This window comes from Mesorhizobium sp. P2_B11, assembly GCF_056404855.1.
Genome location: NZ_JBFUDF010000004.1, coordinates 577,145 through 601,386, shown reverse-complemented (window position 1 = coordinate 601,386; position 24,242 = coordinate 577,145). Strand labels below are relative to the sequence as shown.

The 24,242-nt window shown below is 63.1% G+C and carries 26 protein-coding genes; 6 read left to right on the top strand and 20 right to left on the bottom strand.

Features of this window, described 5'->3' with window-relative positions:
- Window positions 1-6 precede the first annotated feature (6 nt).
- Window positions 7-585 (bottom strand): TetR/AcrR family transcriptional regulator, encoded by a 579-nt coding sequence (locus tag AC1DYJ_RS16530; protein ID WP_477287522.1) that lies wholly within the window; start codon window positions 583-585, stop codon window positions 7-9.
- A 95-nt stretch (window positions 586-680) separates the two neighbouring features.
- On the opposite strand from AC1DYJ_RS16530, the gene AC1DYJ_RS16525 reads away from it, so the two are divergent.
- Window positions 681-1,589: an SDR family oxidoreductase gene (locus AC1DYJ_RS16525; RefSeq protein WP_477287524.1), complete on the top strand. Its 909-nt coding sequence runs from the start codon at window positions 681-683 to the stop codon at window positions 1,587-1,589.
- Window positions 1,590-1,598: 9 nt separating this feature from the next.
- On the opposite strand, the gene AC1DYJ_RS16520 is transcribed toward AC1DYJ_RS16525, so the two are convergent.
- A complete protein-coding gene (locus tag AC1DYJ_RS16520) occupies window positions 1,599-1,946 on the bottom strand; it encodes a GFA family protein (protein ID WP_477287526.1) in 348 nt (115 codons plus the stop codon).
- Between the two features lie 132 nt (window positions 1,947-2,078).
- Between AC1DYJ_RS16520 and AC1DYJ_RS16515 the strand changes: the two genes are divergently transcribed.
- Complete coding sequence (locus tag AC1DYJ_RS16515) at window positions 2,079-3,374, top strand: amidase (protein WP_477287528.1); 1,296 nt, start codon at window positions 2,079-2,081, stop codon at window positions 3,372-3,374.
- Window positions 3,375-3,949: 575 nt separating this feature from the next.
- Here the strand turns inward: AC1DYJ_RS16515 and AC1DYJ_RS16510 are convergent.
- The 5 genes from AC1DYJ_RS16510 to AC1DYJ_RS16490 form a co-directional block, all read right to left on the bottom strand.
- A complete protein-coding gene (locus AC1DYJ_RS16510; protein WP_477287530.1) occupies window positions 3,950-4,291 on the bottom strand; it encodes a hypothetical protein in 342 nt (113 codons plus the stop codon).
- A gap of 101 nt (window positions 4,292-4,392) precedes the next feature.
- Window positions 4,393-5,370 (bottom strand): NAD(P)-dependent oxidoreductase, encoded by a 978-nt coding sequence (locus AC1DYJ_RS16505; RefSeq protein ID WP_477287532.1) that lies wholly within the window; start codon window positions 5,368-5,370, stop codon window positions 4,393-4,395.
- Window positions 5,371-5,457: 87 nt separating this feature from the next.
- Complete coding sequence (locus tag AC1DYJ_RS16500) at window positions 5,458-6,174, bottom strand: FadR/GntR family transcriptional regulator (protein ID WP_477287534.1); 717 nt, start codon at window positions 6,172-6,174, stop codon at window positions 5,458-5,460.
- 2 nt (window positions 6,175-6,176) lie between these two features.
- Complete coding sequence (locus tag AC1DYJ_RS16495; protein ID WP_477287536.1) at window positions 6,177-7,346, bottom strand: mandelate racemase/muconate lactonizing enzyme family protein; 1,170 nt, start codon at window positions 7,344-7,346, stop codon at window positions 6,177-6,179.
- 56 nt (window positions 7,347-7,402) lie between these two features.
- Complete coding sequence (locus tag AC1DYJ_RS16490) at window positions 7,403-8,290, bottom strand: sugar phosphate isomerase/epimerase family protein (RefSeq protein ID WP_477287538.1); 888 nt, start codon at window positions 8,288-8,290, stop codon at window positions 7,403-7,405.
- A gap of 401 nt (window positions 8,291-8,691) precedes the next feature.
- On the opposite strand from AC1DYJ_RS16490, the gene AC1DYJ_RS16485 reads away from it, so the two are divergent.
- From AC1DYJ_RS16485 to AC1DYJ_RS16475, 3 genes are all read left to right on the top strand, one after another.
- The gene (locus tag AC1DYJ_RS16485) at window positions 8,692-9,747 is read left to right on the top strand and encodes a sugar phosphate isomerase/epimerase family protein (protein ID WP_477426154.1); all 1,056 of its coding nucleotides are present in this window, start codon (window positions 8,692-8,694) and stop codon (window positions 9,745-9,747) included.
- A 61-nt stretch (window positions 9,748-9,808) separates the two neighbouring features.
- The gene (locus AC1DYJ_RS16480; protein WP_477287542.1) at window positions 9,809-10,996 is read left to right on the top strand and encodes a Gfo/Idh/MocA family protein; all 1,188 of its coding nucleotides are present in this window, start codon (window positions 9,809-9,811) and stop codon (window positions 10,994-10,996) included.
- A gap of 212 nt (window positions 10,997-11,208) precedes the next feature.
- Window positions 11,209-12,060, top strand: coding sequence for a sugar phosphate isomerase/epimerase family protein (locus AC1DYJ_RS16475; RefSeq protein WP_477287544.1), 852 nt, complete (start codon window positions 11,209-11,211; stop codon window positions 12,058-12,060).
- 248 nt (window positions 12,061-12,308) lie between these two features.
- On the opposite strand, the gene phnE (AC1DYJ_RS16470) is transcribed toward AC1DYJ_RS16475, so the two are convergent.
- The 13 genes from phnE (AC1DYJ_RS16470) to phnG form a co-directional block, all read right to left on the bottom strand.
- Complete coding sequence (gene phnE, locus AC1DYJ_RS16470; protein ID WP_477426152.1) at window positions 12,309-13,673, bottom strand: phosphonate ABC transporter, permease protein PhnE; 1,365 nt, start codon at window positions 13,671-13,673, stop codon at window positions 12,309-12,311.
- A 64-nt stretch (window positions 13,674-13,737) separates the two neighbouring features.
- Window positions 13,738-14,697, bottom strand: a complete 960-nt coding sequence (gene phnE / locus AC1DYJ_RS16465) for a phosphonate ABC transporter, permease protein PhnE (RefSeq protein WP_477287548.1) — start codon at window positions 14,695-14,697, stop codon at window positions 13,738-13,740.
- A gap of 55 nt (window positions 14,698-14,752) precedes the next feature.
- Window positions 14,753-15,661: a phosphonate ABC transporter substrate-binding protein gene (gene phnD / locus AC1DYJ_RS16460; protein WP_477287550.1), complete on the bottom strand. Its 909-nt coding sequence runs from the start codon at window positions 15,659-15,661 to the stop codon at window positions 14,753-14,755.
- Window positions 15,662-15,806: 145 nt separating this feature from the next.
- A complete protein-coding gene (gene phnC, locus AC1DYJ_RS16455) occupies window positions 15,807-16,664 on the bottom strand; it encodes a phosphonate ABC transporter ATP-binding protein (protein WP_477287552.1) in 858 nt (285 codons plus the stop codon).
- 109 nt (window positions 16,665-16,773) lie between these two features.
- On the bottom strand, window positions 16,774-17,490 hold the full coding sequence (locus tag AC1DYJ_RS16450) for a DUF1868 domain-containing protein (protein ID WP_477287554.1): 717 nt from the start codon (window positions 17,488-17,490) through the stop codon (window positions 16,774-16,776).
- Window positions 17,491-17,578: 88 nt separating this feature from the next.
- Entirely contained in the window at window positions 17,579-18,196 is a 618-nt protein-coding gene (locus AC1DYJ_RS16445; protein WP_477287556.1) for a DapH/DapD/GlmU-related protein, read from the bottom strand.
- Window positions 18,193-18,900, bottom strand: a complete 708-nt coding sequence (gene phnL, locus AC1DYJ_RS16440) for a phosphonate C-P lyase system protein PhnL (protein ID WP_477287558.1) — start codon at window positions 18,898-18,900, stop codon at window positions 18,193-18,195. The genes AC1DYJ_RS16445 and phnL overlap by 4 nt, the downstream gene beginning before the upstream one ends.
- Window positions 18,901-19,108: 208 nt before the next feature.
- The gene (phnK, locus tag AC1DYJ_RS16435; protein WP_477287560.1) at window positions 19,109-19,885 is read right to left on the bottom strand and encodes a phosphonate C-P lyase system protein PhnK; all 777 of its coding nucleotides are present in this window, start codon (window positions 19,883-19,885) and stop codon (window positions 19,109-19,111) included.
- Window positions 19,882-20,763: an alpha-D-ribose 1-methylphosphonate 5-phosphate C-P-lyase PhnJ gene (locus AC1DYJ_RS16430; protein ID WP_477287562.1), complete on the bottom strand. Its 882-nt coding sequence runs from the start codon at window positions 20,761-20,763 to the stop codon at window positions 19,882-19,884. The genes phnK and AC1DYJ_RS16430 overlap by 4 nt, the downstream gene beginning before the upstream one ends.
- A gap of 5 nt (window positions 20,764-20,768) precedes the next feature.
- Entirely contained in the window at window positions 20,769-21,038 is a 270-nt protein-coding gene (locus AC1DYJ_RS16425) for a hypothetical protein (RefSeq protein ID WP_477287564.1), read from the bottom strand.
- Window positions 21,035-22,147 carry a carbon-phosphorus lyase complex subunit gene (locus AC1DYJ_RS16420; protein WP_477287566.1) on the bottom strand — a complete coding sequence of 371 codons (1,113 nt, stop codon included), beginning with the start codon at window positions 22,145-22,147 and terminating at the stop codon, window positions 21,035-21,037. The genes AC1DYJ_RS16425 and AC1DYJ_RS16420 overlap by 4 nt, the downstream gene beginning before the upstream one ends.
- 1 nt (window position 22,148) lies before the next feature.
- Window positions 22,149-22,760 (bottom strand): phosphonate C-P lyase system protein PhnH, encoded by a 612-nt coding sequence (gene phnH, locus AC1DYJ_RS16415; protein ID WP_477287568.1) that lies wholly within the window; start codon window positions 22,758-22,760, stop codon window positions 22,149-22,151.
- Complete coding sequence (gene phnG / locus AC1DYJ_RS16410) at window positions 22,760-23,221, bottom strand: phosphonate C-P lyase system protein PhnG (protein WP_477287570.1); 462 nt, start codon at window positions 23,219-23,221, stop codon at window positions 22,760-22,762. Before phnG ends, phnH begins: the two co-directional genes overlap by 1 nt.
- 119 nt (window positions 23,222-23,340) lie before the next feature.
- Here phnG and phnF point away from each other — a divergent pair, with 119 nt between their 5' ends.
- Window positions 23,341-24,090 carry a phosphonate metabolism transcriptional regulator PhnF gene (gene phnF / locus AC1DYJ_RS16405; protein ID WP_477287572.1) on the top strand — a complete coding sequence of 250 codons (750 nt, stop codon included), beginning with the start codon at window positions 23,341-23,343 and terminating at the stop codon, window positions 24,088-24,090.
- Window positions 24,091-24,242: the final 152 nt, after the last annotated feature.

The following is a 24,242-nucleotide window of genomic DNA, read 5'->3' as shown; positions in this document are numbered from 1 at the left end:
ACAACCCTACGGTTTTCGGTCCGCTGTCGTTGTGATGGCGGCGACGAAACGGTTGAGGTTGTCCTCGACATAGGCGGCCACCTCGGTCGTTGGGTCGAAACTCCACCACAGCAACGAGCCCTGCCAATGCGACGCCATCAGCAGGCCGACGTCGTGCGGCGTGTTGGGCGTTGCGGCGAAGCAGGCGGCAAGAGCCTCGCTTAGAAACGCCTTCCAAGCGGCGCCGCGTGCCCTCAGCACCGGATCGCGCAAATCCTCGCGCAGCACGAGCAGGCCTTCGGCGTAGGCTTCGATGCCGCCATAGCCCTGCGACAGTCCCACCAGAAGTTGGATGGCGCCGGTCGGGGTCTTGGCAACGGTCTCCGTCAGTTCCCTCGTCTTGGCGTCGAGGCCATCCCAAGCGTGGAGCAAGGTGCGCTGCTTCAGTTGCGCCTTGTTGCCGAAACGCTGGACCAGTGTCGCGCCGGAGAGGCCGCACGCCTTTGCCAGCCGTTCGAAGGTGAGCGCCTCGGGGCCATGCTCATGGATCAGGCGGTGTGCGACTTCCAGCACCTGCTCGTCGGATTGGGTTTTTGGTCGAGTCACCTTGACATCTCAATATAACCGAATGATCATTTATATATGATGAGAGCAGCGCAAGCCAGCGCGGTTTGGTCGATAGATTCGTTTGGGAGCGTACCATGACGTTGCACGGAAAAGTCGCTTTGGTCGCTGGCGCCACCCGTGGCGCCGGGCGGGGAATCGCCGTCGAGCTAGGCGCTGCCGGCGCCACCGTCTATGTCACCGGGCGCAGCACGCGCGGCCAACCATCGGAGTATGCCCGGCCCGAAACCATCGAGGAAACGGCGGAGCTGGTTTCCTCGAACGGCGGCAAGGGTATTGCCGTGCAGGTCGATCATCTGGTAGCCGACGACGTACGCCGGCTGGTCGAGCGCATCCGCGCCGAACAGGGCCGGCTCGACATTCTGGTCAACGATGTCTGGGGCGGCGAAACTCTGTTCGAATGGAACAAGCCGGTCTGGGGCCATAATCTTGAGAACGGCCTGCGCCTGCTGCGGCTTGGCATCGACACGCATCTGATCACCGCGCACCATGCGCTGCCGCTGATGATCGAGCGGCCGGGCGGTCTGCTGGTCGAGGTCACTGATGGCACTGCCGAGTACAATGCCGAGCACTACCGGCTGTCGCCCTTCTACGATCTCGCCAAGGTGGCGGTGAACCGCATGGCATGGGCGCATGCCAAGGACCTTGCCGCGCATGGCGCCACCTCGGTGTCGGTGACACCCGGCTGGTTGCGTTCGGAAATGATGCTGGAAGCCTTTGGTGTCACCGAAGACAATTGGCGCGACGCCACCGCCAACGTGCCGCATTTCGTCATTTCCGAGACGCCACGCTTTGTCGGCCGCGCCGTCGCGGCACTTGCCGCCGATCCGGATCGTTCGCGCTGGAACGGCCAGTCGCTGTCCAGCGGCGGGCTGGCGCAGGTCTACGGCTTTACCGACCTCGATGGTTCGCGCCCGGATGCCTGGCGCTACGTTCCGGAAGTACAGGACGCCGGCAAGCCCGCCGATGCCACGGGCTACCGCTGATCGATTGGATCAGACCGATCGGCCATCGAAGTCGAAGACCGACAGGGAGGACGCGTCGATGTCGGCAACGCAGTTGATGTTGATATAGGCGCTGCGTTCGCTGCCTTCGCGCACATCCTCGGCAAAGGGATGGATGCCGCAGGTGCGGCAGAAGCGATGCGCCATGGCGTAATTGCCGAATGTATAGGTGCCGAGATCATCGCCCCAGGCCAGCACGGTCAGGCTGTCATACGGGATGGCGGCCAACAGGGCGCCCTTGCGCGAGCAGATCGAACAATTGCACCGCACAGCGCCGGTCAGCTCGGCCTTGAATTCGAACGCTACCTTGCCGCAGTGGCAGCTGCCTTTGTACAGCATCAGTCTCTTCCTATCGCTGGCAGGTGCAAAGGCACGCTGGCCGGGTTATCCCTTCGGCAGGCCCAACCGGCCGCCAGAAACTCTCTATGCTTGCTTTAAAGACGTTCCACCTTGGCGGAGTCCGACATCGACATGCAATCAATCCGCGATCGTCTCGAAATCATCCTGTCACGTCTTGCCAATCGGGCAGCGGACGAGAAGGTCTACACAAAGCTCTATATCGAGGCGGCGCGGGCCGCGGCCGATGCCAGCGAAGCGCGCAAACGGGCCGGCGTGAGCCTCGGGCCGCTCGACGGCACAATCGTCTCGATCAAGGATCTCTTCGATGTCGCCGGCGAGCCGACCTCGGCCGGTTCGCTGATGCTGAAGACTGCGGCGCCTGCTGGTTCGGACGCGGCCATCGTCAGCCGGCTGCGGCAGGCCGGCGCGGTCATCATTGGCAAGACCAACATGACCGAATTCGCCTTCACCGCGATCGGCGACAACCAGCACTACGGTACGCCCGGCAATGCCGTCGATTCCAGCCGCATACCTGGCGGTTCGTCATCGGGCGCCGGCGTCTCTGTTGGCGAGGGCACGAGCGAGATCTCCATCGGTTCCGATACGGGCGGGTCAATCCGCATTCCGGCGTCGCTCAACGGCGTCGTCGGCTTTAAGCCGACGGCGCGGCGGGTGCCGTTGAGCGGCGCTTATCCCCTGTCGGCGACACTGGATTCGGTCGGGCCGCTGGCACGCAGCGTTGCCGAATGTGCGGTTGCCGACGCGATCATGGCAGGCGAGGAACCAGTGCCGCTCCGGCCCGTTTCGCTCGCCGGGCTGCGCGTCGGCGTCCCGCGCGGTATGCTGTTCGAAGAAACGGAGCCGGAGGTCGCAGCAGGCTTCGAGCGAGGCTTGCGCGCGCTGGAGCAAGGCGGTGCGCGCGTCGTCGACCTGCCGATCGATGATCTGATTGCCGAGATGCGGCAAGCAACCAAACGCGCCTCGATCGCGTCGATGGAAGGCGCGGAGGTTCATGGCGACTGGCTGTCCGTCGGAGCATCGGTGCCGGTCGACCCGCATGTCATCGGGCCGCTTTCGCGTGCACTCGCCATTCCTGCCTCGGTCTATATCAGGACCATCCGCCGCCGTGGCGAACTCGCTGCCGCCATGGCCGAGCGCCTGGTGTCGACCGACGTGCTGGCCCTGCCGACCGTGCCGATCGTCGCGCCGTCCATTGTCGCTATGGCCAGCGACGAGGCGCTGCGCAACAAGGCCGAAGGTTTGCTGTTGCGCAACACCCAGGTCGCCAACCAGTTCGACCTCTGCGCCATCTCGCTGCCGATGCCCGACATGACGTTGCCGGCCGGGCTGATGCTGGTGGGCAGGCACGGGGACGATCGGCGCTTACTCGCCGTCTCCAATGCAGTTGGATATGCTATTCAACATTAACAATTTTCTCGCGGTGCCCCTATGAAATATGTGCCATTTCTTCGGGCCAGGATACTTATTGGACGTCTCGTCGTGTGGACGTTCGTATCCGTAATATTTTTTGGCTTAGTTTCGATATTGTTTTTCAGTTATTTCGATTTTCACTCGGGCCATCTCCAAATTTTTCCGAAGCTGAATAATTTTAAAGGATATATCGATTCCAATTTTTATGCATCATCGAACATACTGTGGGTCAATCTTTTTGCGTTCTCGATTCCCTACTCTTTTGTTTATTGTATCGCAGTGCCCTGCTGGGTTTTTGCGGCGGCATCACGGCATGATTGGACTGATCTGCGCCTGAGGTGGCAGACATTTTCGTTCATTCTCTTCGTTGCTCTGATCGTCGGCCTCGAGGTATATGAATATATATTTGGAGACGTACTGCTTATTGGTTATCGCCCGAGACTATATATGGTATCTTCTTTGTACGCATATACCGTATCTCAAATCGTAGCACTTATGGGTATCGCGAATTTTTTGCTTTTTACCGCCACGTTCATAACGTCGGCGAAGATATTCGGGCGACCGGAAGGAAACTAATGCGACGAGCAGTGCTTGCGTTCGCTGTCTTTGGCGGTGCGTTCGATGCCGGCCGCGACCAATGTCGGCAGGCTGTACTGCTTGCCGTTAAAGCTGTGGGGCCGGTTCTCGATGATACCGGTGACAACGAGCTTGCCGGCATAGAGCTTGTCTGAGAGGTCAAGCGCCTTGTCCTGCTGCGGCAGGCCGTCAATATCGACCCACACGCCCTTGACGATCTTGCCGGTAGCGAGGTCGAGAGCGCTGGTGGAAGGGCAGGGCGCCACCACGCACCGCAGGCCGTTGTCGCAGGGCACGTAGCTACCTTGCGCATCGGCCTGAGCCGCGGTAGCTGCCATGCAGGTGCCGGCAATCAGAACACGAATTCTCGTAGCGCTTTGGGCCATGTCGGCGAAGCTCGTCGCCAAATCCGGGAAGATTGAGGCGGGTCGCCGAACAGTCAGTCGGCCGGAAACCGCCTGCGGTAATGCTCGACCACGTCGGGGTTGCGCAGATTGACCGGCAGCCTGTTGGCCAGCACCAGCAAAGTCTCGCCGGCAGCGCCCACGCCCATCCGCATCATCGACTGTTCGGTAATGCCCGCCATATGCGGGGTGACGATGACATTGTCGAAACCGAAATAAGGATGATTTGCCGGCAGTGGCTGGGTGGCAAAGACATCGAGCGCGGCGCCGCCAATGCGGTCCTTGCGCAAAGCCTCGATCAGCGCATCGTCATCGATCACAGGCCCGCGCGAAATGTTGATCAAAAGCGCATCCGGCTTCATGCGAGCAATTCGCTCGCGGTTGATCAGACCGCGCGTCTCCGGCGTCAGCGGACAGCAGAGAACGATGATGTCGCTCTGTTCGACCAGCGCGTCGATCGACAGGAAACCGATCCTGTCGGGGGCCGGCTGCATGCTGCGCGTCGTCGCCACCACGTTGAGGCCGAAGCCATGCGCGGCGATATGGCCGACCGCCTGGCCGATAGCGCCGAAGCCGATGATGCCGATGGTCTTGCCGGCGAGCTCGCTGGCATGGCTCGCGTGGTCGCGGCCGGCATTCCAGCCCTTGGCGCGCAGGTCGCGATCGACCGAACGGAAGCGGCGAAGCAGGGCAAGGGCTGCGAACATCACATATTCGGCGACCGAGCGCGCATTGACCGCCGGCACGTTGGCGACCAGCACGCCGGCGGCGGCGGCTGCCTCCATCGGTACCATGTCGAGGCCGGCGCCGTGGCGGACCGCGGCCCGAAGCTTCGTTGCGTTTTCGAACAGCGCCGGCGGCAGCGGCGCGCGCACGATGATGACGTCGGCGTTCTTCGCTTCGGCGGTCAGGGTTGCAGCGTCAAGCGCGGAGGCGACGACGAGTTCGCCAGCGCCCACCAGCATGGCGGAGGCACGCGGATGCAGCGTGTGCGTGGACAGGATTCTGGGCATGGGGCTCTCGTTCTTAGTCGCAATTCCCAAGGGAAAAGGCTGCGCGCTTTCCCGGGAAAACCGTTTCACACTTTTCCTGGAATTGCTCTAGGCCTTTTCGAGCGTGGCGGCTTTCTGCTCCATGCCGCGGCCCTCGATGATCCCCTTCCAGTAGCTTTCCGCGCCTTGCAGATGGGCGCTCATCAGCGCCTGGGCGAGATTGCCGTCGCGGCGCAGCAGCGCCTCGTAGATCTGGATGTGCTCGGCATGTGAGCGCACTGAGCGCTCGGGGTCGTTGAAGTAGATCGGCAGGCGCAGCTCGCCCATCAGATAGTAGACGCTGCAGATGTTGTGGAAGACGCCGTTCTTGGTTGCCCGGACAATCTCGAGATGGAATTCGCGGTCCTCCTTGGCGAGGCCTTCGCCAGCGGCGATGCGCTCTTCGGACGCTTTCAGGATCTCGCGCAGGCGCTCGAAATTCTCTTCCGTTGCGCGCGAGCAGGCGAGTTCGGCGGCCTTGATCTCGTGGATCTTGCGCAACTCCACGGTCTCGTAGATCTGCACGGGATCGAGCGGCAGGCCCGCGCGGGCGAAAAGCGCCAAGGCTTCCACGCTGGCCTGCCTGGTGTCGACATAGATGCCGGATTTGGCGCGGCGCTCGACGATGCGCATGGCTTCCAGAATGGCCAGCGCCTCGCGGATCTGGCCACGGCTGACGCTGAAATGCTCCGCCAGTTCGCGCTCCGAGGGCGTGCGGCCGGTCTCCTTGTCCGAATGGGAGAACAGATAGGCGGCGAGTTCGGCGAGAAGGTTCTTTTCTTTCATCGTCAACTGCGTTGCGCGTGCGCCTCCAGGAACCGCTCCGAAATGGTGAATCCCAGACCCGGCTTTTCAGGGATCGCTATCATACCGTCTTTTGCTTCGACAGTCTCTTCGACAAGATCATGGATCATCGGGTTGGCGCCGAGCGAATATTCGACGGTGAAGCTAGCCGGCGAAGCAGCGCAAACATGCAATCCGGCAAAGAAGCAGGGCGCGCCGGCCCACAGATGCGGTGCAAAGCGCAGGTTGAAGGCGCTGGCGATGGTGCCGATCTTCATCGCCTCGCTGATGCCGCCACAAAAGGCCGGGTCGGGCTGGAAGATGTCGGCCGATTTCAGCACGGCGAGATCGCGGAAGGCATAGCGCGTCGCTTCGCTTTCGCCGGTGGCGATCGGGATCGAACCCGAAGCGCGCACCTCCGCCATGCCAGCCTTGTCGTCGGCGATGACCGGCTCCTCGAACCAGGCTAGGTCGAGATCGCTGGCGAGGTGGATGAAGCGCTTGGCCTCCGCCACCGTATAGGTGCCATGAGCGTCGACCATCAGCTCGACATCCGGGCCGAGCGCCTGCCGGGCGGCACGGGCGCGGGCGGCAGAAATGTGCGGGGCGCCGTCCATGGCGCCGACGCGCATCTTCAGCGCCTTGAAGCCACCCTTGGCGATGTAGGATTTGAGCTGCTCGCCGATGGCGTCGGCAGAGGCCCAGCCGCCGGAAGCGTAGGCCTGCATGCGATCGAGCTTGCGGCCGCCGATGAGCCGCCACACCGGCTGACCCAGCGACTTGCCGAGAATGTCCCACAGCGCGATGTCGACGGCGCTGATCGCTGCAACGCTCATGCCGCGCCGCGCCAGTTGCGGCATGGCGTGGCCGGCATGCGCGGCTGTCTGGTGGCGCACCCCGTTGTAGAGCATCTCCCAGATGATGCCGATATCGGCGGGGTCGCGGCCGATCAGCTGGGGGCCGACCTCATGGTTCAGCATGTGGACGAGCGCGCCATAGCTGCCGGCGCTGCCGGCGGCGTTCTTGCCTTCGCCCCAGCCGACCAGCCCGTCATCGGTCTCGATGCGCAGGATGGCGGCGTCGAAGGTCGTCACCTGACCGAAGTCGCTGCGATGCTGCTTCGCGACTTCGATCGGTATGCGGACCCACCAGGCCTGGACGTTTCTGATGCGCATGGTCATCCCCGGCCCCGCCGCCGGCAGGCGGAAGGGCGCATTCTCAATCGGATCGGCTACTTGATCAGCGGCAGCAGCGTTTCGGCGGTGATGCGCATCTGGTCGGTGTAGAATTTCTCCGTCAGCACACTGGAGCCGTGATCCTGGATGAACTTCAGCTGTTCGGGCGATATGTCGACCGGGTGGCGCTCGACCATATCAGGGTAGGGCGCGGCCGGCGTGCGATCGACGGGTGCGACGAACTCATTGGTCAGCGCGCCGTCATAGCCGACTTCCTTCAGCGTTTGCACGATCCGTGGCCAATCGATCTGGCCGAGGCCAGCGGCAAAGCGGTTGTTGTCGGCGACGTGGAAATCGAACAGGCGTTTTCCCACCTGGCGGATGGCGTCGTGGACGTTGAATTCTTCCATATGGAGGTGGTAGGCGTCGAGGCAGACGCCGCATTCGGGGCTGACCGCATCGGCCAGGGCGAGGGCCTGCGCACCGCGGTTGAACAGATAGGTCTCGAAGCGGTTGAGCGGCTCGACCGCGATCTTGACGCCGACCTTCTTGGCGTGGGTGAAGCACTCGCGGGTGGCGTCGACCACCCACTTCCATTCCTCTTCCTCGGTGCCGTCCGGCACCACCTTGCCGACGGTGGCTGGCACCAGCGTGATGATCTCGCCGTCCAGCTCGCTGATCATGGTCAGCACGTCCTTGACGTACTGCACCGAGCGTTCGCGCTGGCCCTGGTCCCTGGCGGCGAGGTTGCGTTCGCCCAGCATCAGCGTCACCGCGCCCCAGCAGCGTATGCCGTGTTCTTTCAGCAGCGCGCGGGTTTCCTTGGTCTTGTACTGCTCGGGCTCGCCAGAAATCTCGATCGACTCGTAGCCGAATTTCTTGATGCGCTTCAGCGTCACCTCCAACGGCTCCGCGCGCATCCAGTTGTGCGTCGAAAGATGCATGGTCTATCCTTCCCAGAATTCGTCTGTGCCAGTTCGCCTGCGACGCGCCTCACCGAAGCGCGTCTCATGTTTCCTCCCCAAGGCGCTCCAGCATTTTTACGCAAACTGGTTCGACCAATTGGGCCTGAATGGAGGTCTACAGCAAATTTTGTCGCGCGGCAAGAACTGCCGATGTGCGATCGCAGCATCCATTTACTGTGTTGATTATGCTTGCATATGTTCCCCATTTTGAGGTCCGCCGGCTGCTGCTCTCGCGAGTCAAATGGCTTGACCCATTTTCGGTATTTGGTAATACCAGAATGGCAAGTCGAGAATGCACATCGCAAAAGACCAAAGAGGCTGGCCCTGCTTTCATCAGGCGCTATGCTTGGTCCTTGGAAAAATGAATTGGGAGGATGCCGATGCCGTCGACAATGAAGGGTCCGGGGCTGTTTCTGGCGCAGTTCGCGGGCGATGCCGCGCCGTTCAATTCGCTGGCTTCGATCACCAAATGGGCGGCCGGTCTCGGTTACAAGGGTGTGCAGATCCCGACCTGGGATGCACGCCTGTTCGACCTCAAGAAGGCGGCGTCTTCCAAGACCTATTGCGACGAGGTGAAAGGCATCTGTGCCGACGCCGGCGTCGAGATCACCGAACTGTCGACCCATCTTCAGGGACAGCTGGTGGCGGTGCATCCGGCCTATGACGCGCAGTTCGACGGCTTCGCGCCGCCTGAGGTGCACAACAACCCGAAGGCGCGGCAGAAATGGGCGGTCGAGCAGATGAAGTTCGGCGCCAAGGCGTCGAAGAATCTCGGCCTCAAGGCTTCGGTGACGTTTTCCGGAGCGTTGGCCTTCCCCTACCTTTATCCCTGGCCGCAGCGGCCGGCGGGCCTGATCGAGGAGGCCTTTGCCGAGCTCGGTAAGCGCTGGAAGCCGATCCTCGACTTCTATGACGAGAACGGCGTCGATGTCGGCTACGAGATCCATCCAGGTGAAGACATTTTCGACGGCGCGACCTTCGAAATGTTCCTCGATGCTGTCGGCGGCCACAAGCGCTGCAACATCAATTACGACCCGTCGCATTTCCTTTTGCAGCAGCTCGACTATCTCGAATTCATCGACATCTATCACGAGCGCATCAAGGCGTTCCACGCCAAGGACGCGGAGTTCAACCCGACCGGGCGGCAAGGCGTCTATTCGGGCTATCAGAGTTGGACCAACCGCGCCGGCCGCTTCCGCTCTCTGGGCGACGGGCAGGTCGATTTCGGCGGCATCTTCTCCAAGCTCACCCAGTATGGCTATGACTCCTGGGCGGTGCTGGAATGGGAATGCTGCCTGAAGCATCCGGAAGACGGTGCGGCCGAAGGCGCGCCCTTCATCCAGCATCACATCATCCGCGTGACGGAAAAGGCCTTCGACGATTTCGCCGGCGGGACGACGGACAAGAAGATGCTGCGCGCGATGATGGGAATCTGACCGGCTTCGCCGGCAGTGGCACAAGCCAAAAGCAGAACGGATAAGACGAGGGAGACGAAAAATGGTCGGCGCATCGAAGTCGGAAGCGGGAGGCGGCCCGATCCGCTATGGCATGGTCGGTGGCGGCCAGGGCGCCTTCATCGGTGCGGTGCATCGGATCGCAGCGCGCATGGACAATGACTTCGTGCTGGTTGCCGGTGCGCTGTCGGCCAACCCGGAGCGCGCCAAGGCTTCCGCCGCCGAGCTCGGTCTCGATCCGGGGCGCAGCTACGCCTCCTATGCCGAGATGGCCAAGGCCGAGGCCAAGCGTCCCGACGGCATCGAGGCGGTGGCCATCGTCACGCCCAACAATGTGCATGTGCCGGCGGCCAAGGCCTTCCTCGAGGCCGGCATACACGTCATCTGCGACAAGCCGCTGGCCACTACATTGGCTGAAGCGAAGAAGCTTGCCGCAGTGGTTGAAAAGACCGGCAAGGTGTTCGTGCTGACGCACAACTACACCGCCTATCCGATGATCCGCCAGGCGCGCGAGATGGTGGCCAAGGGCGTGCTTGGCGACATCCGCATCGTGCAATCCGAGTATCCGCAGGACTGGCTGACCGAAGACCTTGCCGCTACCGGTCAGAAGCAGGCGGCGTGGCGCTCCGATCCGAAGCAGGCAGGGGCGGGCGGCGCGCTCGGCGACATCGGCACCCATGCCTATAATCTCGCCCGCTTCGTCTCCGGTCTGGAGCTCGATTCCCTGTCGGCCGATCTCGACGCTTTCGTGCCGGGGCGGCAGCTCGACGACAATGTCAACGTCATGCTGCGCTTCAAGCCGGTCGGCAAGACGCACCCGGCCAAGGGCATGATCTGGGCGAGCCAGGTGGCGCCCGGCCATGAGAACGGGCTGAAGCTGCGCATCTATGGTTCGAAGGGCGGGCTGGAATGGGTGCAGGCCGATCCGAACTATCTCTGGTACACGCCGTTCGGCCAGCCCAAGCAGCTGCTCACCCGCAACGGCGCCGGCGCGCTGCCGGTCGCCGGCCGCGTCAGCCGGGTGCCTTCGGGACATCCAGAAGGCTATCTCGAAGGTTTCGCCAACATCTACCAGGAGGCTGCACGGGCGATCCGTGCCGCACGCAAGAAGGGCGGCAAGCCGGGCAAGGATGTGGTGTTCCCGACGATCGAGGACGGCGTCGAAGGCATGGCGTTTATCGAAGCCTGCGTGAAGTCGTCGAAGAAGAACGGGGCGTGGACGAAGCTTTAGGCGGCGCCTCCCCCTCACCCGGATTACCAGCCGAATTGCGAAGAGCAATTCGGGGCAATCCGACCTCTCCCCGAGGGGAGAGGAGGTGCGGTCGACGCTGAGTTCTCTTCTCCCCGATGGGGAGAAGGTGGCCGTGAAGCGGCCGGATGAGGGGGCATGGCGCGAGGCTGGCGAATGAGACCAGCGCGCCGTCACATGGGGAGGGAATGTCGATGAAAATCGGCATGTGCATGTTCTTGTGGACGACCAGCGTCTCGAAGAAGCACGAGGCGCTGCTCAGGGACATCAAGGCGACGGGCTTCGACGGCGTCGAGATCCCGGTCTTTGCCGGCGCGCCTGACGATTACAAGAAGCTCGGCGAATTGCTCGACCGCATCGGGCTGGAGCGCACGGCTGTGACCGCTATGGGCGATCCGGCGATGAATCTGATCTCGCCGGATGCCGCCACCCGCAAAGCCGGCATCGACTACATGAAATGGGCGATCGACTGCAGCGTGGCACTCGGTGCGGACAGGCTGAGCGGTCCGCTGCATTCGACGCTCGGCGCATTCTCCGGCAGTGGGCCGACGGCCGCCGAGAAGAAGCGCTCGATCGCTTCCCAGCGTGCGATCGGCGATCATGCCGGCAAGCGGGGTGTCACCATCGGGCTCGAGGCGCTCAACCGCTTCGAATGCTATCTGCTGAACACGATGGCCGACCTGTCCGAACACATCGACGCCATCGACCGGCCGCACATCAAGGCGATGTACGACACCTTCCACGCCAATATCGAGGAAGCCGACCCGATCGGCGCCTATACCAGGCATCGCCGCAACGTCGTGCATATCCACATTTCGGAGAATGATCGCGGCGTGCCGGGGCGCGGCAATATTCCCTGGGCCGAGACGTTCTCGGCGATCCGCAAGAGCGGCTATGACGACTGGCTGACCATCGAGGCGTTCGGGCGGTCGCTGAAGGATCTGGCTGCGGCGACCAAGGTGTGGCGGGATTTTTCGGAGACGCCGGAAGCGGTGTATCGGGAGGGGTATAGGCATATCAGGGATGGGTGGAGGAAGGCGGCTTAAAGGCCTCGGGCCTGGTCCATCTTCTATCTGCGTTCACTGCGGTTGCCAGGTGGTTCCCCCACTCCGTCTCGGCTTCGCCGAGCCACCTCTCCCCCCTCCGGAGGGAGAGGAAGGGAGCCAGCCCGCATAAGTTCGCGCCCTTCCTCTCCCCCGTCGATCGGGGGAGAGGTGTCGAGCGAAGCTCGACGGAGTGGGGGTCGACCCTTTAGCGCCCGGCGAGACGATGCTTGCGCTTCTGCGTCACAAGGCTACCCCTGCTCGGCCTGGATCCTGTTGTAATCATGGATCGTGCGGCTCAGCCTGCGGCGCAGGAAGTTCGAGATGTTGTCGAAGATGAAGACGACGAGCAGGATCAGCAGCACCATGTAGAAGACGTTGGCCCAGTTGGAGTTGGTGCGCATCGCTTCCCAGAGTTTCAGGCCGATGCCGCCGGCGCCGACGGCGCCGATGATGGTGGCGCCGCGTGTGTTGGATTCCCACTGGTAGAGCGTCTGGCTGATGAAGACCGGGATCACTTCCGGCATGACGCCATAGCGCTGCACCAGCAGGCCGTTGGCGCCTGTCGACTTGATGCCTTCGCGCGGCTTGTCGTCGATGTTTTCCAGGCTTTCCGAATAGGTTTTGCCGAGCGTGCCGATCTCGGTGAAGAAGATCGCGGCACTTCCGGCCAGCGGTCCCGGGCCGAAGGCGCGGGTGAAGAACAGCGCCCAGATCAGCATGTCGACCGAGCGCATGAAATCGAAGAAGCGTTTCAGCACCTGGCCGAGCAATCCGCTCGGCGTGATGTTGCGGGCGGCGAAGAAGGCGAGCGGAAAGGCGACAAGGCCGCCGAGCAGCGTGCCAAGGAAGGCCATGACGATGGTTTGCATCAGTTTCGTCCAGACGTCGCCGTGCTGCCACTGCGCATTGTTCCAGATGTTGTCGCCGGCCAGCGCGAGGTTCGAGGTGCCGGGCTTTAGCTCGGGTCCGGACCAGATCAGCGAGATCACTTCACCAGCCGATTTGCCGAAGAAGGGCGAGCGCGTGTCGAAGACGAAATTCGCCCAGCCGAGGAAACGCTTGCGGACCTTCACGCGGTCGACGGTGACGCGCACCTCGCCAACAAAGCCCATCCTGGCGACGATCTCGTCGTCATGCGCGGTGATCCAGGCGGGCACCGGACCCGAAATCACCGGCTTGCCGCTGGTCAGCGCGACCGGCACCGTCTGGCCATTGGCGACGATCGTCGCCTTGGTCTTGTCGAAGGTGACGGACTTGGCCTGGCGGTCGATCAGGACCGTGAACGTGCCGTCCGCATTCCTGACGACCCAGTCGGGATTGGGGTTTTCGCCAAGGGCGGAAAAGCGTGGATATTTCGGCGTGATCTCGGGCTGGTCGAGGCGGAATTCCGGCTGCAGATCGTAGCTGATCCATTGCGTCAGGAAGAGCGGCAGGCGCTCCCAATGCGATTCCCGCATCACTTGCGGCAGGTTGAAGAACCACAAGGCGTAAATGAGGTAAAGCACGGTACCGGCGACCAGGAACAGCGGCCAGAAGCGCTGGTGGAACGGACGATGGAACACGTGCGGATGGCGTTCCTCGATGGCTTTGATCTCGTCGACTGTCATCGCCATAGGTGTATCTTTTTGTTTGACCATGATCTTTTCCGAAAACCGGGTCCACTTTTCGGGATCATGGTCAGGCCCCGCCCATCAGGAAAGCCTGCTCACCCACCAGCTTGCGGCGCAGCCAGGCGGAGAACTGGTCGATGATGAAGATGGTCGTGAACAGGAGCAGCACCAGCGCCAGCGTCTTGGCGCCGAAGCCGCGCGAGATCGAGAGCTTCAGCTCCTCGCCGATGCCGCCGCCGCCGACGGCGCCGATGATGGTCGAGGCGCGTACGTTAATTTCGACGCGCAGCAGCGTGTAGGACATGAAATTGGGCAGCACCTGCGGCAGGTCGGCGAAACGCACCCGCTCGAACCAGTTGGCGCCGACGGCCTTCAGGCCTTCCTCGGCGCGCATGTCGATGTTCTCGTTGATCTCGTAGAACAGCTTGCCCAGCGCGCCGATCGAATGCAGGCCGATGGCGATGATGGCGGCGATCGGACCGACCGAGATAATGGCCGCGAACAGGCCGGCAATGACGATCTCCGGGAAGGCGCGCAGCAATTCCATGAAGCGCTTGACGACGAGCCGTAATGCCGGATGCGGGGTCAGGTTGCGCGCGGCGATGAAGGAAAACGGCACGGCAAAGATGAAGCCGATGAAGGTCGAGACCAACGCCACGTTGACTGTGGTCAGCATCAGCTCGAAATATTCGGGGATGTAGAAGCCGCCCCAGATGTAGACGCGACCGAGCGGGAAGTTGAATTCCTGGGTGCCGGTGTCATGCGGCGAGGCGATATCGAACAGCGCCCGCCAGACGTCGTTCCAGTCCTTGGGGATCAGCCAGCTGAGGAAATCGAGAATGTGCGGCAGCCGGTCCCAGAAGTGACCGGCGTTGGCCTCGTCGGCGAACCACATGCTGGAAAGCATCGCGGCAAGCAGCAGCGCGACGCCGAGCACGGTATAGAGCCGGCGCAGCGATGTCTGGCGTCGCCAGGCATCGGCCGTCTGGTGAGGGGCGCCTGAGGGCGATGTCACGGAAAGGGTCATGATCGGAGATGCAAAAAGGGCGGTGCTTTGAGCACCGCCCTTTTCGATTTCGCCGTTAGCCGCCGATGGCTGCCTTACGGGCTTCGACGATGACTTTGTAGAAATCAGGCTTGACCGGGACGTAGCCGGTGAAATCGCCGCCCTCGACGCCTTCGAAGCAGGCCTTGTCCTTCTTCGGCAGGTCGGTGAAGAACGCGGTCAGCTTGGCGGTCATGTCGTCACCGAGTGCGGTGCGCACGACCAGCGGGCCGTTCGGGATCAGGCCCGAGCGCCAGACTTCGACGAAGTCGTTGGGGTCGACGGCGCCCTTGGCGGTTACCTTGTGGAAGGTGCCGGAGGTGTAGCCGTTCTTGAAGTCGCCGATGCCCGAGGAATCGTCCACGGCGACGTCGACCTTGCCGTCGCGGACGGCGAGGATATTGTTCTCATGGCCGCCATTGAACTGGGTCGAGGCGAAGAAGGTTTCGTTCGAGGCGCCGGTGTCCTTCGGGATCTGGGTCAGCGGGATCAGGTAGCCCGAGGTCGAATCCGGATCGGCGTAGCCGAGCTTCTTGCCCTTGGCCGACTTGATGTCGGTGATGCCCGAGGACTTCAGCGCCAAGCCGATCGAATAATAGCCGGTGGCGCCGTCGGTCTGCTGGGTGGTGAGGATCGGGGTGACCGCCTTCGGGTCCTTGATGTAGACGCTGGCATAGCCGGAAGCGCCGAGTTCGGCGAAGTCGAGCGTGCCGCCGAGCAGGCCCTGGATGACGCCGTCATAGTCGGCGGCGGGGAACAGCGACACTTTTTCAAAGCCGAATTCGGTCTTCAAATGGTCGGCCAGGCACTGGTAGTTGCGCAGGCGGTCGGTTTCGTTCTCGCCGCCGAGGATGCCGACGCGGAATTCCTTGAGGTCGGCCGCGTGGGCCATGCTGGTTGCCATGGCGAGCACCGATACGGCGCTGAAAACCATCTTCCTGAACATTTTATCTCTCCTGTAAGTTCCGGCCCCGCGCCGGCAGCGTTCTTGATTTTGACAGATGCCCTTGACGCGGGCTGACGATCCCAGTCGCTCAGTTCTTGTCCATGATCTTTTCCGAAAACCGGTATCCACTTTTCGGGATCATGGATCAGTACCCGGGGAATGCGGGCTCGAGCGGGCTGGCGGATGCGGCGATCTTTTGCTTGTAGGCGATGCTGGTCGAGGTGATGGCCTCGGAGATTTCGGCGCCATTGGCGTCCGCGCCATAGACCAGGCGCACCGCTTCGCGGTTGAGCTCTTCCGGCGCGCCGTCGAAGACGACCTTGCCGGCGGCCATGCCGATGATGCGGTTGCAATAGGCACGCGCCGTGTCCAGCGTGTGCAGGTTGGTGACGACGGTGATGCCTTCGCGCAGATTGATGTCCTGCAGCGAGTCCATCACCACCTTGGCGTTGAGCGGGTCGAGCGAAGCGATCGGCTCGTCGGCGAGCAGCACCTTGGGCTGCTGCATCATGGCGCGGGCAATAGCGACGCGCTGCTGCTGGCCGCCGGAGAGCGTGCCTGCGGGTTGCAATGCGGTGCGGGCGATGTCGAGGCGTTCGAGGGCTGCGACCGCCTCGGCGCATTCGGCGCGGGTGAACATGCCGAGCAGGTTGGAAACGGTCGAGCGGTGATTGAGCCGGCCGAGCAGAACGTTGGTCAAGACGTCGAGGCGCGGCACAAGGTTGAACTGCTGGAAGATCATGGCGCAGTCGCGCTGCCATCGCCTGAGCGGTGAGCCGCTAAGCCGGGAGACCTCGGCGCCGTCAAAAAAAATCGACCCCTGGCTGGGGTCGATGAGACGGTTGATCATGCGAAGAAGGGTGGATTTGCCGGCACCCGAACGGCCGATGATGCCAACCATCTGGCCCTGCGGAATCGACAGGTCGATGGCGCTGACGGCGGTGTTCTTGCCAAATCGGCGGGAGACGCCGCGGATTTCGAGCGTGGCAGAGCTTGCTGACATGGCAGGTTCCAGTGCGGACCATATTGATCGTCAGGCTTTCGCCTAACGCAGGCACATGAACCTGCCGTGTCGCCAGCATGTCAGTTTTGTTACGCTCCACAGATGTGAGTTAGGAGTGGCCCAAGATCAGCAGCTCTTCGAAATGATTCATGTCGTTAAAGCTGCAGAAGGCGGGCGGCTTGATTTCGATCACCGGGGTCTGCCGTTCAAACAGCGCCAGACTGTCATCGAAGAAGCCCTGCCATTCGCCAGCCCTATCGTCAGCAAGGCGCTGGATTTGGTAGGCGAAGGTGATGTGGAAAACGTAAGCGTCATGATCGGGATGGCGGTAGCCGAACGGCACTGACAGCGCATCTCGCCATGCGGCCATGATGCGCCTGTCCTCTTCAGTGGCGCCCGCAACGGTGAGACCGGTCGGCACGACCTCAAGCACCTTGATGTTGAACGGGGCAAGGCCCTCAAAATCCTTCAGCCGCTTGAGATAGAGGCTGGTCATGTCGTCGATGCTGGTGTCCAGCGGCACGTCGCTCGGCCAGTAGGGCAAGCGGCGACGGTATTCGATGATGCCCTGGAACAGCGTCATGTGCAGGCTTGAGATGGGCGTGAAGGCCAGCCGGTCGGCATCCGGCATGGCGCGCATGCGCTCGCGCACCTCGATGACAACAGCCTCGGAAGGCGACCTGTTGACGAGATGGCTGACGACCGTGTTGCCAGGCTCGGGCAGGAATTTTCCTGATGTGTCGTAGCGGGTGCCGAGATGCACCGGAGGCTTGGGGTTGGTGCTTTCGAAAAAGCCGGCGAGCGAGGGTCTGATGGTTTGAGGCATTGCGATCTCCAAAGGGAAGACCGCGTCTTGTCCCGAGTCCTGTGTCAAGGATGTGAACCGGCCGGTCCTATGACGATGATGTGATGGGCTATCCGCCGTATTTTTCCAAGAAGGCTTCCGCTTCAAGCTCGCGAAAATCGTCAAGCGCGGCGCGCAGCCTGGCATGGTCCCAGTCCCACCAGGCGAGCGCCTGATATCGTTCGGCGGTGCGGCGGTCGAAGCGTTCGCGGATGTGTTTTGCCGGCACGCCGCCGACAATGGTGTAGGGAGCGACGTCCTTCGAGACCACCGCGCCTGCGCCGACCGCGGCGCCATCGCCGATGGTGACGCCGGGCAGGATGGTCGAGCCGTGCCCGAGCCAGGTGTCGTGGCCGATGGTGACGCGCTTGGCACGCCGCTGGGCGAAGAATTCGCTCTCATGCTCGGCGTCGTCCCAATAGTCCGACGCGCGGTAGGTGAAGTGGTGCAAGGTCGGCCGCCAGGTCGGATGGTTCGTGGCGTTGATGCGCACGCTTGCTGCAATGTTGGAGAACTTGCCGATGGTCGCACACCAGACGGCGCAGTCCTGCATCATGTAGGAATAGTCGCCGAGGATGCTCTCCGACACCCGGCTTCGGTCGGCGATCTCGGTCCAGCGGCCCAATGTCGAGTTTTCGACCTGCGCCGTTTCGTGGACGAATGGCGCTTCCGACAATTTCCTGCTCATGCGGCGATTTTTCCGGCGGCGAAAGAGGTGACGTCGATGATGCGATCGGCGACCGCGTCACGGACATCCAGGTCATGGAAGATTCCGAGCAAAGCCACGCCCGCCGCCTTCTTGGCGGCAATCAGTGCAACGACGACATCGCGGTTCTTGGCATCGAGCGAGGCGGTCGGCTCGTCGAGCAGGAGGACCGGATGCTCGGTGATGAAACCGCGCGCGATGTTGACGCGCTGTTGTTCGCCGCCGGAGAAGGTCGCCGGCGGCAGCGCCCAGAGTTTTTCAGGCAGGTTGAGCTGCGCCAAAAGCGAGCGCGCCTTCGTCCGCGCGACCTCGCGCTCCTCGCCGCGCTCGACCAGCGGCTCGGCCACGACATCCAGTGCGGAAACGCGCGGCACTGTACGCAGGAACTGGCTGACATAGCCGATCGTCTGGCGGCGCACGGCCAGCACCGTGCGCGGGCTTGCATTGGCGAGATCGATCAGGCCGCCTTCGTGCTGGACGATGATCTGGCCTTCGTCGACGGCGTAGTTGCCGTAGAGCATTTTCAGGATCGAACTCTTGCCGGCGCCGGAGGGGCCGCCGAGCACGGTGCATTCGCCGGCGCGGATCGAGAACGAGACGCCGGCGACGACAGGCAGTTTGATGCCGTCGCGCAGATGCATGGTGAAGCTCTTGGCGACGTCGGAGACAACGAGGGGCGTCGGCATCAGAAGGTTCTCCGATTGTCATTCGTTTGCGGGCCAGCACCCCCCTCTGCCTTGCCAGGCATCTCCCCCTCAAGGGGGGAGATCAGCAGCGTGTCGGCCTCGCTCATTCTGCAACGTTGAAGTCTGGCGAAATCGGCAACGACAGTTAATCTCCCCCCTTGAGGGGGAGATGGCCGGCAGGCCAGAGGGGGGTGACTTGGCGCCATCGTCACACCTGCAAAATCGAGGAAACAAGCAACTGCGTGTAGGGCGCGCGCGGGTCGTCGAGGACGCGGTCGGTGAGGCCGCTTTCGACGACGCGGCCGTCCTTCATCACCATCATGCGCTGTGACAGCAGCCGGGCCACGGCGAGGTCGTGGGTGACGACGATGGCTGCCAGGCCGAGATCGGTGACCAGGCCGCGCAACAGGTCGAGCAGGCGCGCCTGCACCGACACGTCGAGGCCGCCGGTCGGCTCGTCCATGAACACCAGCCGCGGGCCGGTGACGAGGTTGCGGGCGATCTGCAGGCGCTGGCGCATGCCGCCCGAAAAGGCGCGGGGTTCGTCGTCGATGCGGTCCTCGTCGATCTCGACGCGTGACAGCCAGTCGACGGCAGTGGCGCGGATCTTGCCGTAGTGGCGATCGCCGACCGCCATCAGCCGCTCGCCGACATTGGCGCCGGCCGATACCGTCATGCGCAGGCCGTCAGCCGGGTTCTGATGGACGAATCCCCAGTCGGTGCGCATCAGGAAGCGGCGCTCTGCCTCGCTCATGCGGTAGAGCTCGCGGAACTGACCGTCGCGCATGCGGTAGCTGGCGGTGCCGGAAGAGGGCAACAGCCGCGTCGACAGGCAGTTGAGCAGCGTCGTCTTGCCGGAGCCGGACTCGCCGACAACAGCCAGGACTTCACCCGGCCACAGGTCGAAGGTGACGTTCTCGCAGCCGACGCGCGAGCCGTAGAATTTGGACAGTTCCGAGACACGCAGCAGAGGTTCGTCGGTCATTCTGCGGGCTCCATGGCTTCTGGGGCAAGGTGGCCGCGATGGCCATCAGCGCGCCGCTTCTCGCAATGGTCGGTGTCGGAGCAGACGAACATGTGGCCGCCATGGTCGTCGAGGATGACCTCGTCGAGATAGACATTCTCGGCCGCGCACAGCGCACAGGGCTGGTCGAAGGTCTGCACCTCGAACGGATGATCCTCGAAGTCGAGGCTGACGACATCGGTGAAGGGCGGCACGGCGTAGATGCGCTTTTCGCGGCCAGCGCCGAACAGTTGCAGCGCCGGCGAGCGGTGCATTTTGGGATTGTCGAATTTCGGCGTCGGCGAAGGATCCATGACATAGCGGCCTTCGACCTTGACCGGATAAGCATAGGTGGTGGCGATGCGGCCGTGTTTGGCGATGTCCTCGTAGAGTTTCACATGCATGAGGCCGTATTCCTCCAGCGCGTGCATTTTGCGGGTCTCCGTCTCACGCGGTTCGAGGAAGCGCAAAGGCTCGGGGATCGGCACCTGATAGACCAGCACCTGGCCGGCGCTCAGCGGATGTTCGGGAATGCGGTGGCGGGTCTGGATGATCGTGGCGGTTGCCGTGTCGGTGGTGACAGCGACATTGGCGACCTTCCTAAAGAAGGCGCGGATCGAGACCGCATTGGTGGTGTCGTCGGCGCCCTGGTCGATGACCTTCAGCACATCATCCGGACCGATGATCGAGGCGGTCACCTGCACGCCGCCAGTGCCCCAGCCATAGGGCATCGGCATTTCGCGCGAGGCGAACGGCACCTGATAGCCCGGAATGGCGATGCCCTTGAGGATCGCCCGGCGGATCATCCTTTTGGTCTGCTCGTCGAGATAGGCGAAGTTGTAGGTGGCGATGTCGGTCATGGCGATCACATCCACTCCCTGCTATTGAATTGACGCCCCGAAAACGGAAGTAAAGGCGAAGTCGGATGACCCAGACCGGTTGGATACATATTGGAATTCTGCTTCTGGCCTTCGCCTGCGTGGTCGGCTTTGTTCTTCGGCGTTTGTTTTTGCCCGCTTCGAGAGAAGGCGCGCATCTCACAGGCGGAAACGGCGGCTATGTCGGCGGGCATAGCACCCATTCCCATGATGGCGGCGATGGGAATGGCAATGGTGGAGGTGGCGACTAGGCTCATTCCGCGGCCTCCTTCTTGTCTTCCGGCAGGTCGGCATTTTCGCGCGCGTCGTGTTCGGCGCGCATGCGGCGCACGAGGTCGAGTTCGGCCTGGAAGTCGACGTAGTGCGGCAGCTTCAGATGCTCGACGAAGCCGGTCGCCTGGACATTGTCGGAGTGCGAGATGACGAATTCCTCGTCCTGCGCGGCAGCGACGACATCCTCGCCGAGTTCCCTGGCGCGTAACGCGCGGTCGCACAGCGCCATCGCCATGGCCTTGCGCTCGCTCTGACCGAAGACCAGACCGTAGCCGCGGGTGAATTGCGGCGGCGCCTTGGCCGAGCCCTTGAACTGGTTGACCATCTGGCACTCGGTGACGCGGACCTTGCCGAGCGGTACAGCGAAAGGCAGTTCCGGTACGTCGAGCTCCAGCTCGACCTCGCCGATGCGGACCTCGCCAACGAACGGGTGATTGCGGGCGTAGCCGCGCTGGGTGGAATAGCCGAGCGCCAGCAGGAACCCTTCATCGCCGCGCGACAGCGCCTGCAGGCGGATGTCGCGGGCCATCGGGAATTCCAGCGGCTCGCGGGTGATGTCGCCCGGGATATGATCCTGCGGCATCTCGCCATCCGGCTCGATCAGACCTTCGCGGGCGAGGATTGCCGAGACGCGCGGCATGGCTTCCGCCTCACTGGGACGCTGCAGCGGCTCGGCGACATCGGCGCCGGTGGCAAGTTCGGGGTCGAGCAGACGGTGGGTGTAGTCGAAGGTGGGTCCAAGCAACTGGCCGCCGGGCAGGTCCTTGTAGGTCGCCGACACGCGCCGCTCGACCAGCATGGCGCCGGTGTCGATGGGATTGCTGTAGCCGAAGCGCGGCAGCGTGGTGCGGTAGGCGCGCACCAGGAAGATCGCCTCGATTATGTCGCCGCGCGCCTGGACGATGGCGAGCGCTGCCAGTTCCCTGTCATACAGCGAGCCTTCGCTCATCACCCGGTCGACACCGAGCGCCAGCTGTTCGACGATCTGGTCGAGGCGCAAAGCCGGCACCGAACGGTCGCCGCGCCGGCGGTCAGCAAGCAGGCTGTGCGCATTGGCAATTGCGGCTTCGCCGCCTTTTACCGCGACATACATTCTATGCCTCCATCGTCTTGATGCGCGTCGTGCGCGGCAGGCAGGCGATGCCGCCGGTGGCCGCCAGGATGATGTCGACGCCGCGCGGGAAGCGCTGGCCGTTCTGCTTCCACTGTTCGACGAAATGACGCGGCATCTGCGCCGGCGCGATGGTCGCGCTGGTTTCGATCCCGGGGCCTTCAAGCAGCAGCGGCGCGCCGGAGGTCAGATTGCTGACCTGCAGGATCAGCGTCGTCGAGCGGTCGGGATAATCCTGCGTGCCCTGCGAAAAACCGTCGAGGGCGGCCATCTCTGCTGGATTGGCGATCAAGGCGAAATGCGCATCGGCCGGTGTGTTGGCGAGTGGCGCGCCGGCGTGGAAGCCGAGCCAGGCTTTTACGGCGGCCGAAGCCTGCAAAGCAGGGTCGAGCCAGAGCGGCGTGTCGTGGTCGCACAGCGAAAGCGCGATGGCGCCTGCGGTGGCCGACATCGGCGCCGGCGGGCGGGCGAAGACCGGCAGAGGCTGTATGCTGCCCGGCCTTGCCATGGCGTCCATGACGGCACGGAAGACGGTCTGGGCGTTGAACACCGGGTCGGCAAAACCGCCGTCGATCGATTGGGCTGCGATGTCCATCAGTCTTCTCCGCGCACCATGGTGAAGAAATCCACTTTCGTTGCCGCCGTCTCGGCGCGGCGTTTTTCGCGCGCTTCGCCCTGGGCTGCGCGCAGCGGCGCCACCAGTGCGGTCTCGACCGTGGGACGCTGCGCTGGGTCCTGCCAGAGCGCGTCGGCGATTGCCGCGAGCCTCGCCTTCTTCCGGTCGCGGCCGAGCATGTAGCTGTGGCCGACCTGTCCGGAGGGCAGCCGCACGGTGGCGCGGGTGACCGTGGCTTCGCCGACATTGAAGGGCGCGCCGCCGCCGCCGATGCGGCCGCGTACGGTCACCAGTCCGGTTTCCGGCCCGCGCAAAAGCTCGGCTTCGGAGGTCAGGCCGGCCTCGTTCCAGAGCCGGGCGATGTCGTCGCCGCTCGCCTGCGCCAGCGTCGCCATGACGGCTTTGCGCTCGGCCTGGTCGCGGGCTTCCTGTCCTCGCATGCAGCAACTCCCTGAAGGTGTAAAATTGGTCTAGTGATATAGACAACTATACAAATTATACCTATTATCTAAACCGTGTCCATGACGGGTGGATGACATGGGCGTGATCGGGGGCAAAAATGGCCGGGCAACAGATGGCGAGCAGCATTGAACGGCGCAGCGGCGTCTCTTTGTGGCGGCAGATCGCCGACCAGATCCTGCACTCGATCGCCGCCGGCGAGTTTGCCGAGAATGCCGCGTTGCCGCCCGAGGTGGCGCTGGCCGAACGCTACGGCGTCAACCGCCACACAGTGCGGAGCGCCATATCGGCGCTGGTACAGGAAGGCGTGCTGCGGGCCGAGCAGGGGCGCGGCACCTTCGTCTTGTCGCGCAAGCGGCTGTCCTACCCGATCGGCGCCCGCACACGGTTTTCGACGGGCCTGCAAGGGCAGACGTCGGAACGCCATATCGTGCTGCTCACATCAGCGGTCGAGCCGGCCAGCCAGCGCGTCGCCGAGGGCCTCGGCCTTGCCAGGGGTACTGAAATGATCCGGCTGGAGACGCGCGGCGAAGCCGACGGACGGCCGGTGTCGCGCGCTGCCAGCTGGTACGAGGCCAAGCGTTTCACCGGCATAGATGCCGTGATGGCGGAGACCGGTTCGATCACCGCCTCGCTCCGGCGTTTCGGCGTGGACGACTATCTCAGGCAATCGACGGTGCTGTCGGCACGCCATGCCGATGCCGCCGACCTTGCCGACCTCAATCTCCAGCCGGGCGCCATCGTGCTGGTCGCGGTCTCCGTCAACGTCACGCCGGATGGCCGGCCGATCCAGTTTTCCGAAACGCGGTTTCCGGCGGAGCGGGTGGAACTGAAGCTTTCGGCCCTGTAGAGACTGCCGAGACTCACGCTGATATCAGACCAGCTTGGTCGCGCTTATTTTCAGCGGCTTGACGTTTGAGAACCGCCTTCCCCCACTCCGTCTCGGCTTCGCCGAGCCACCTCTCCCCCCTCCGGAGGGAGAGGAAGGGAGCCCACCTTGCT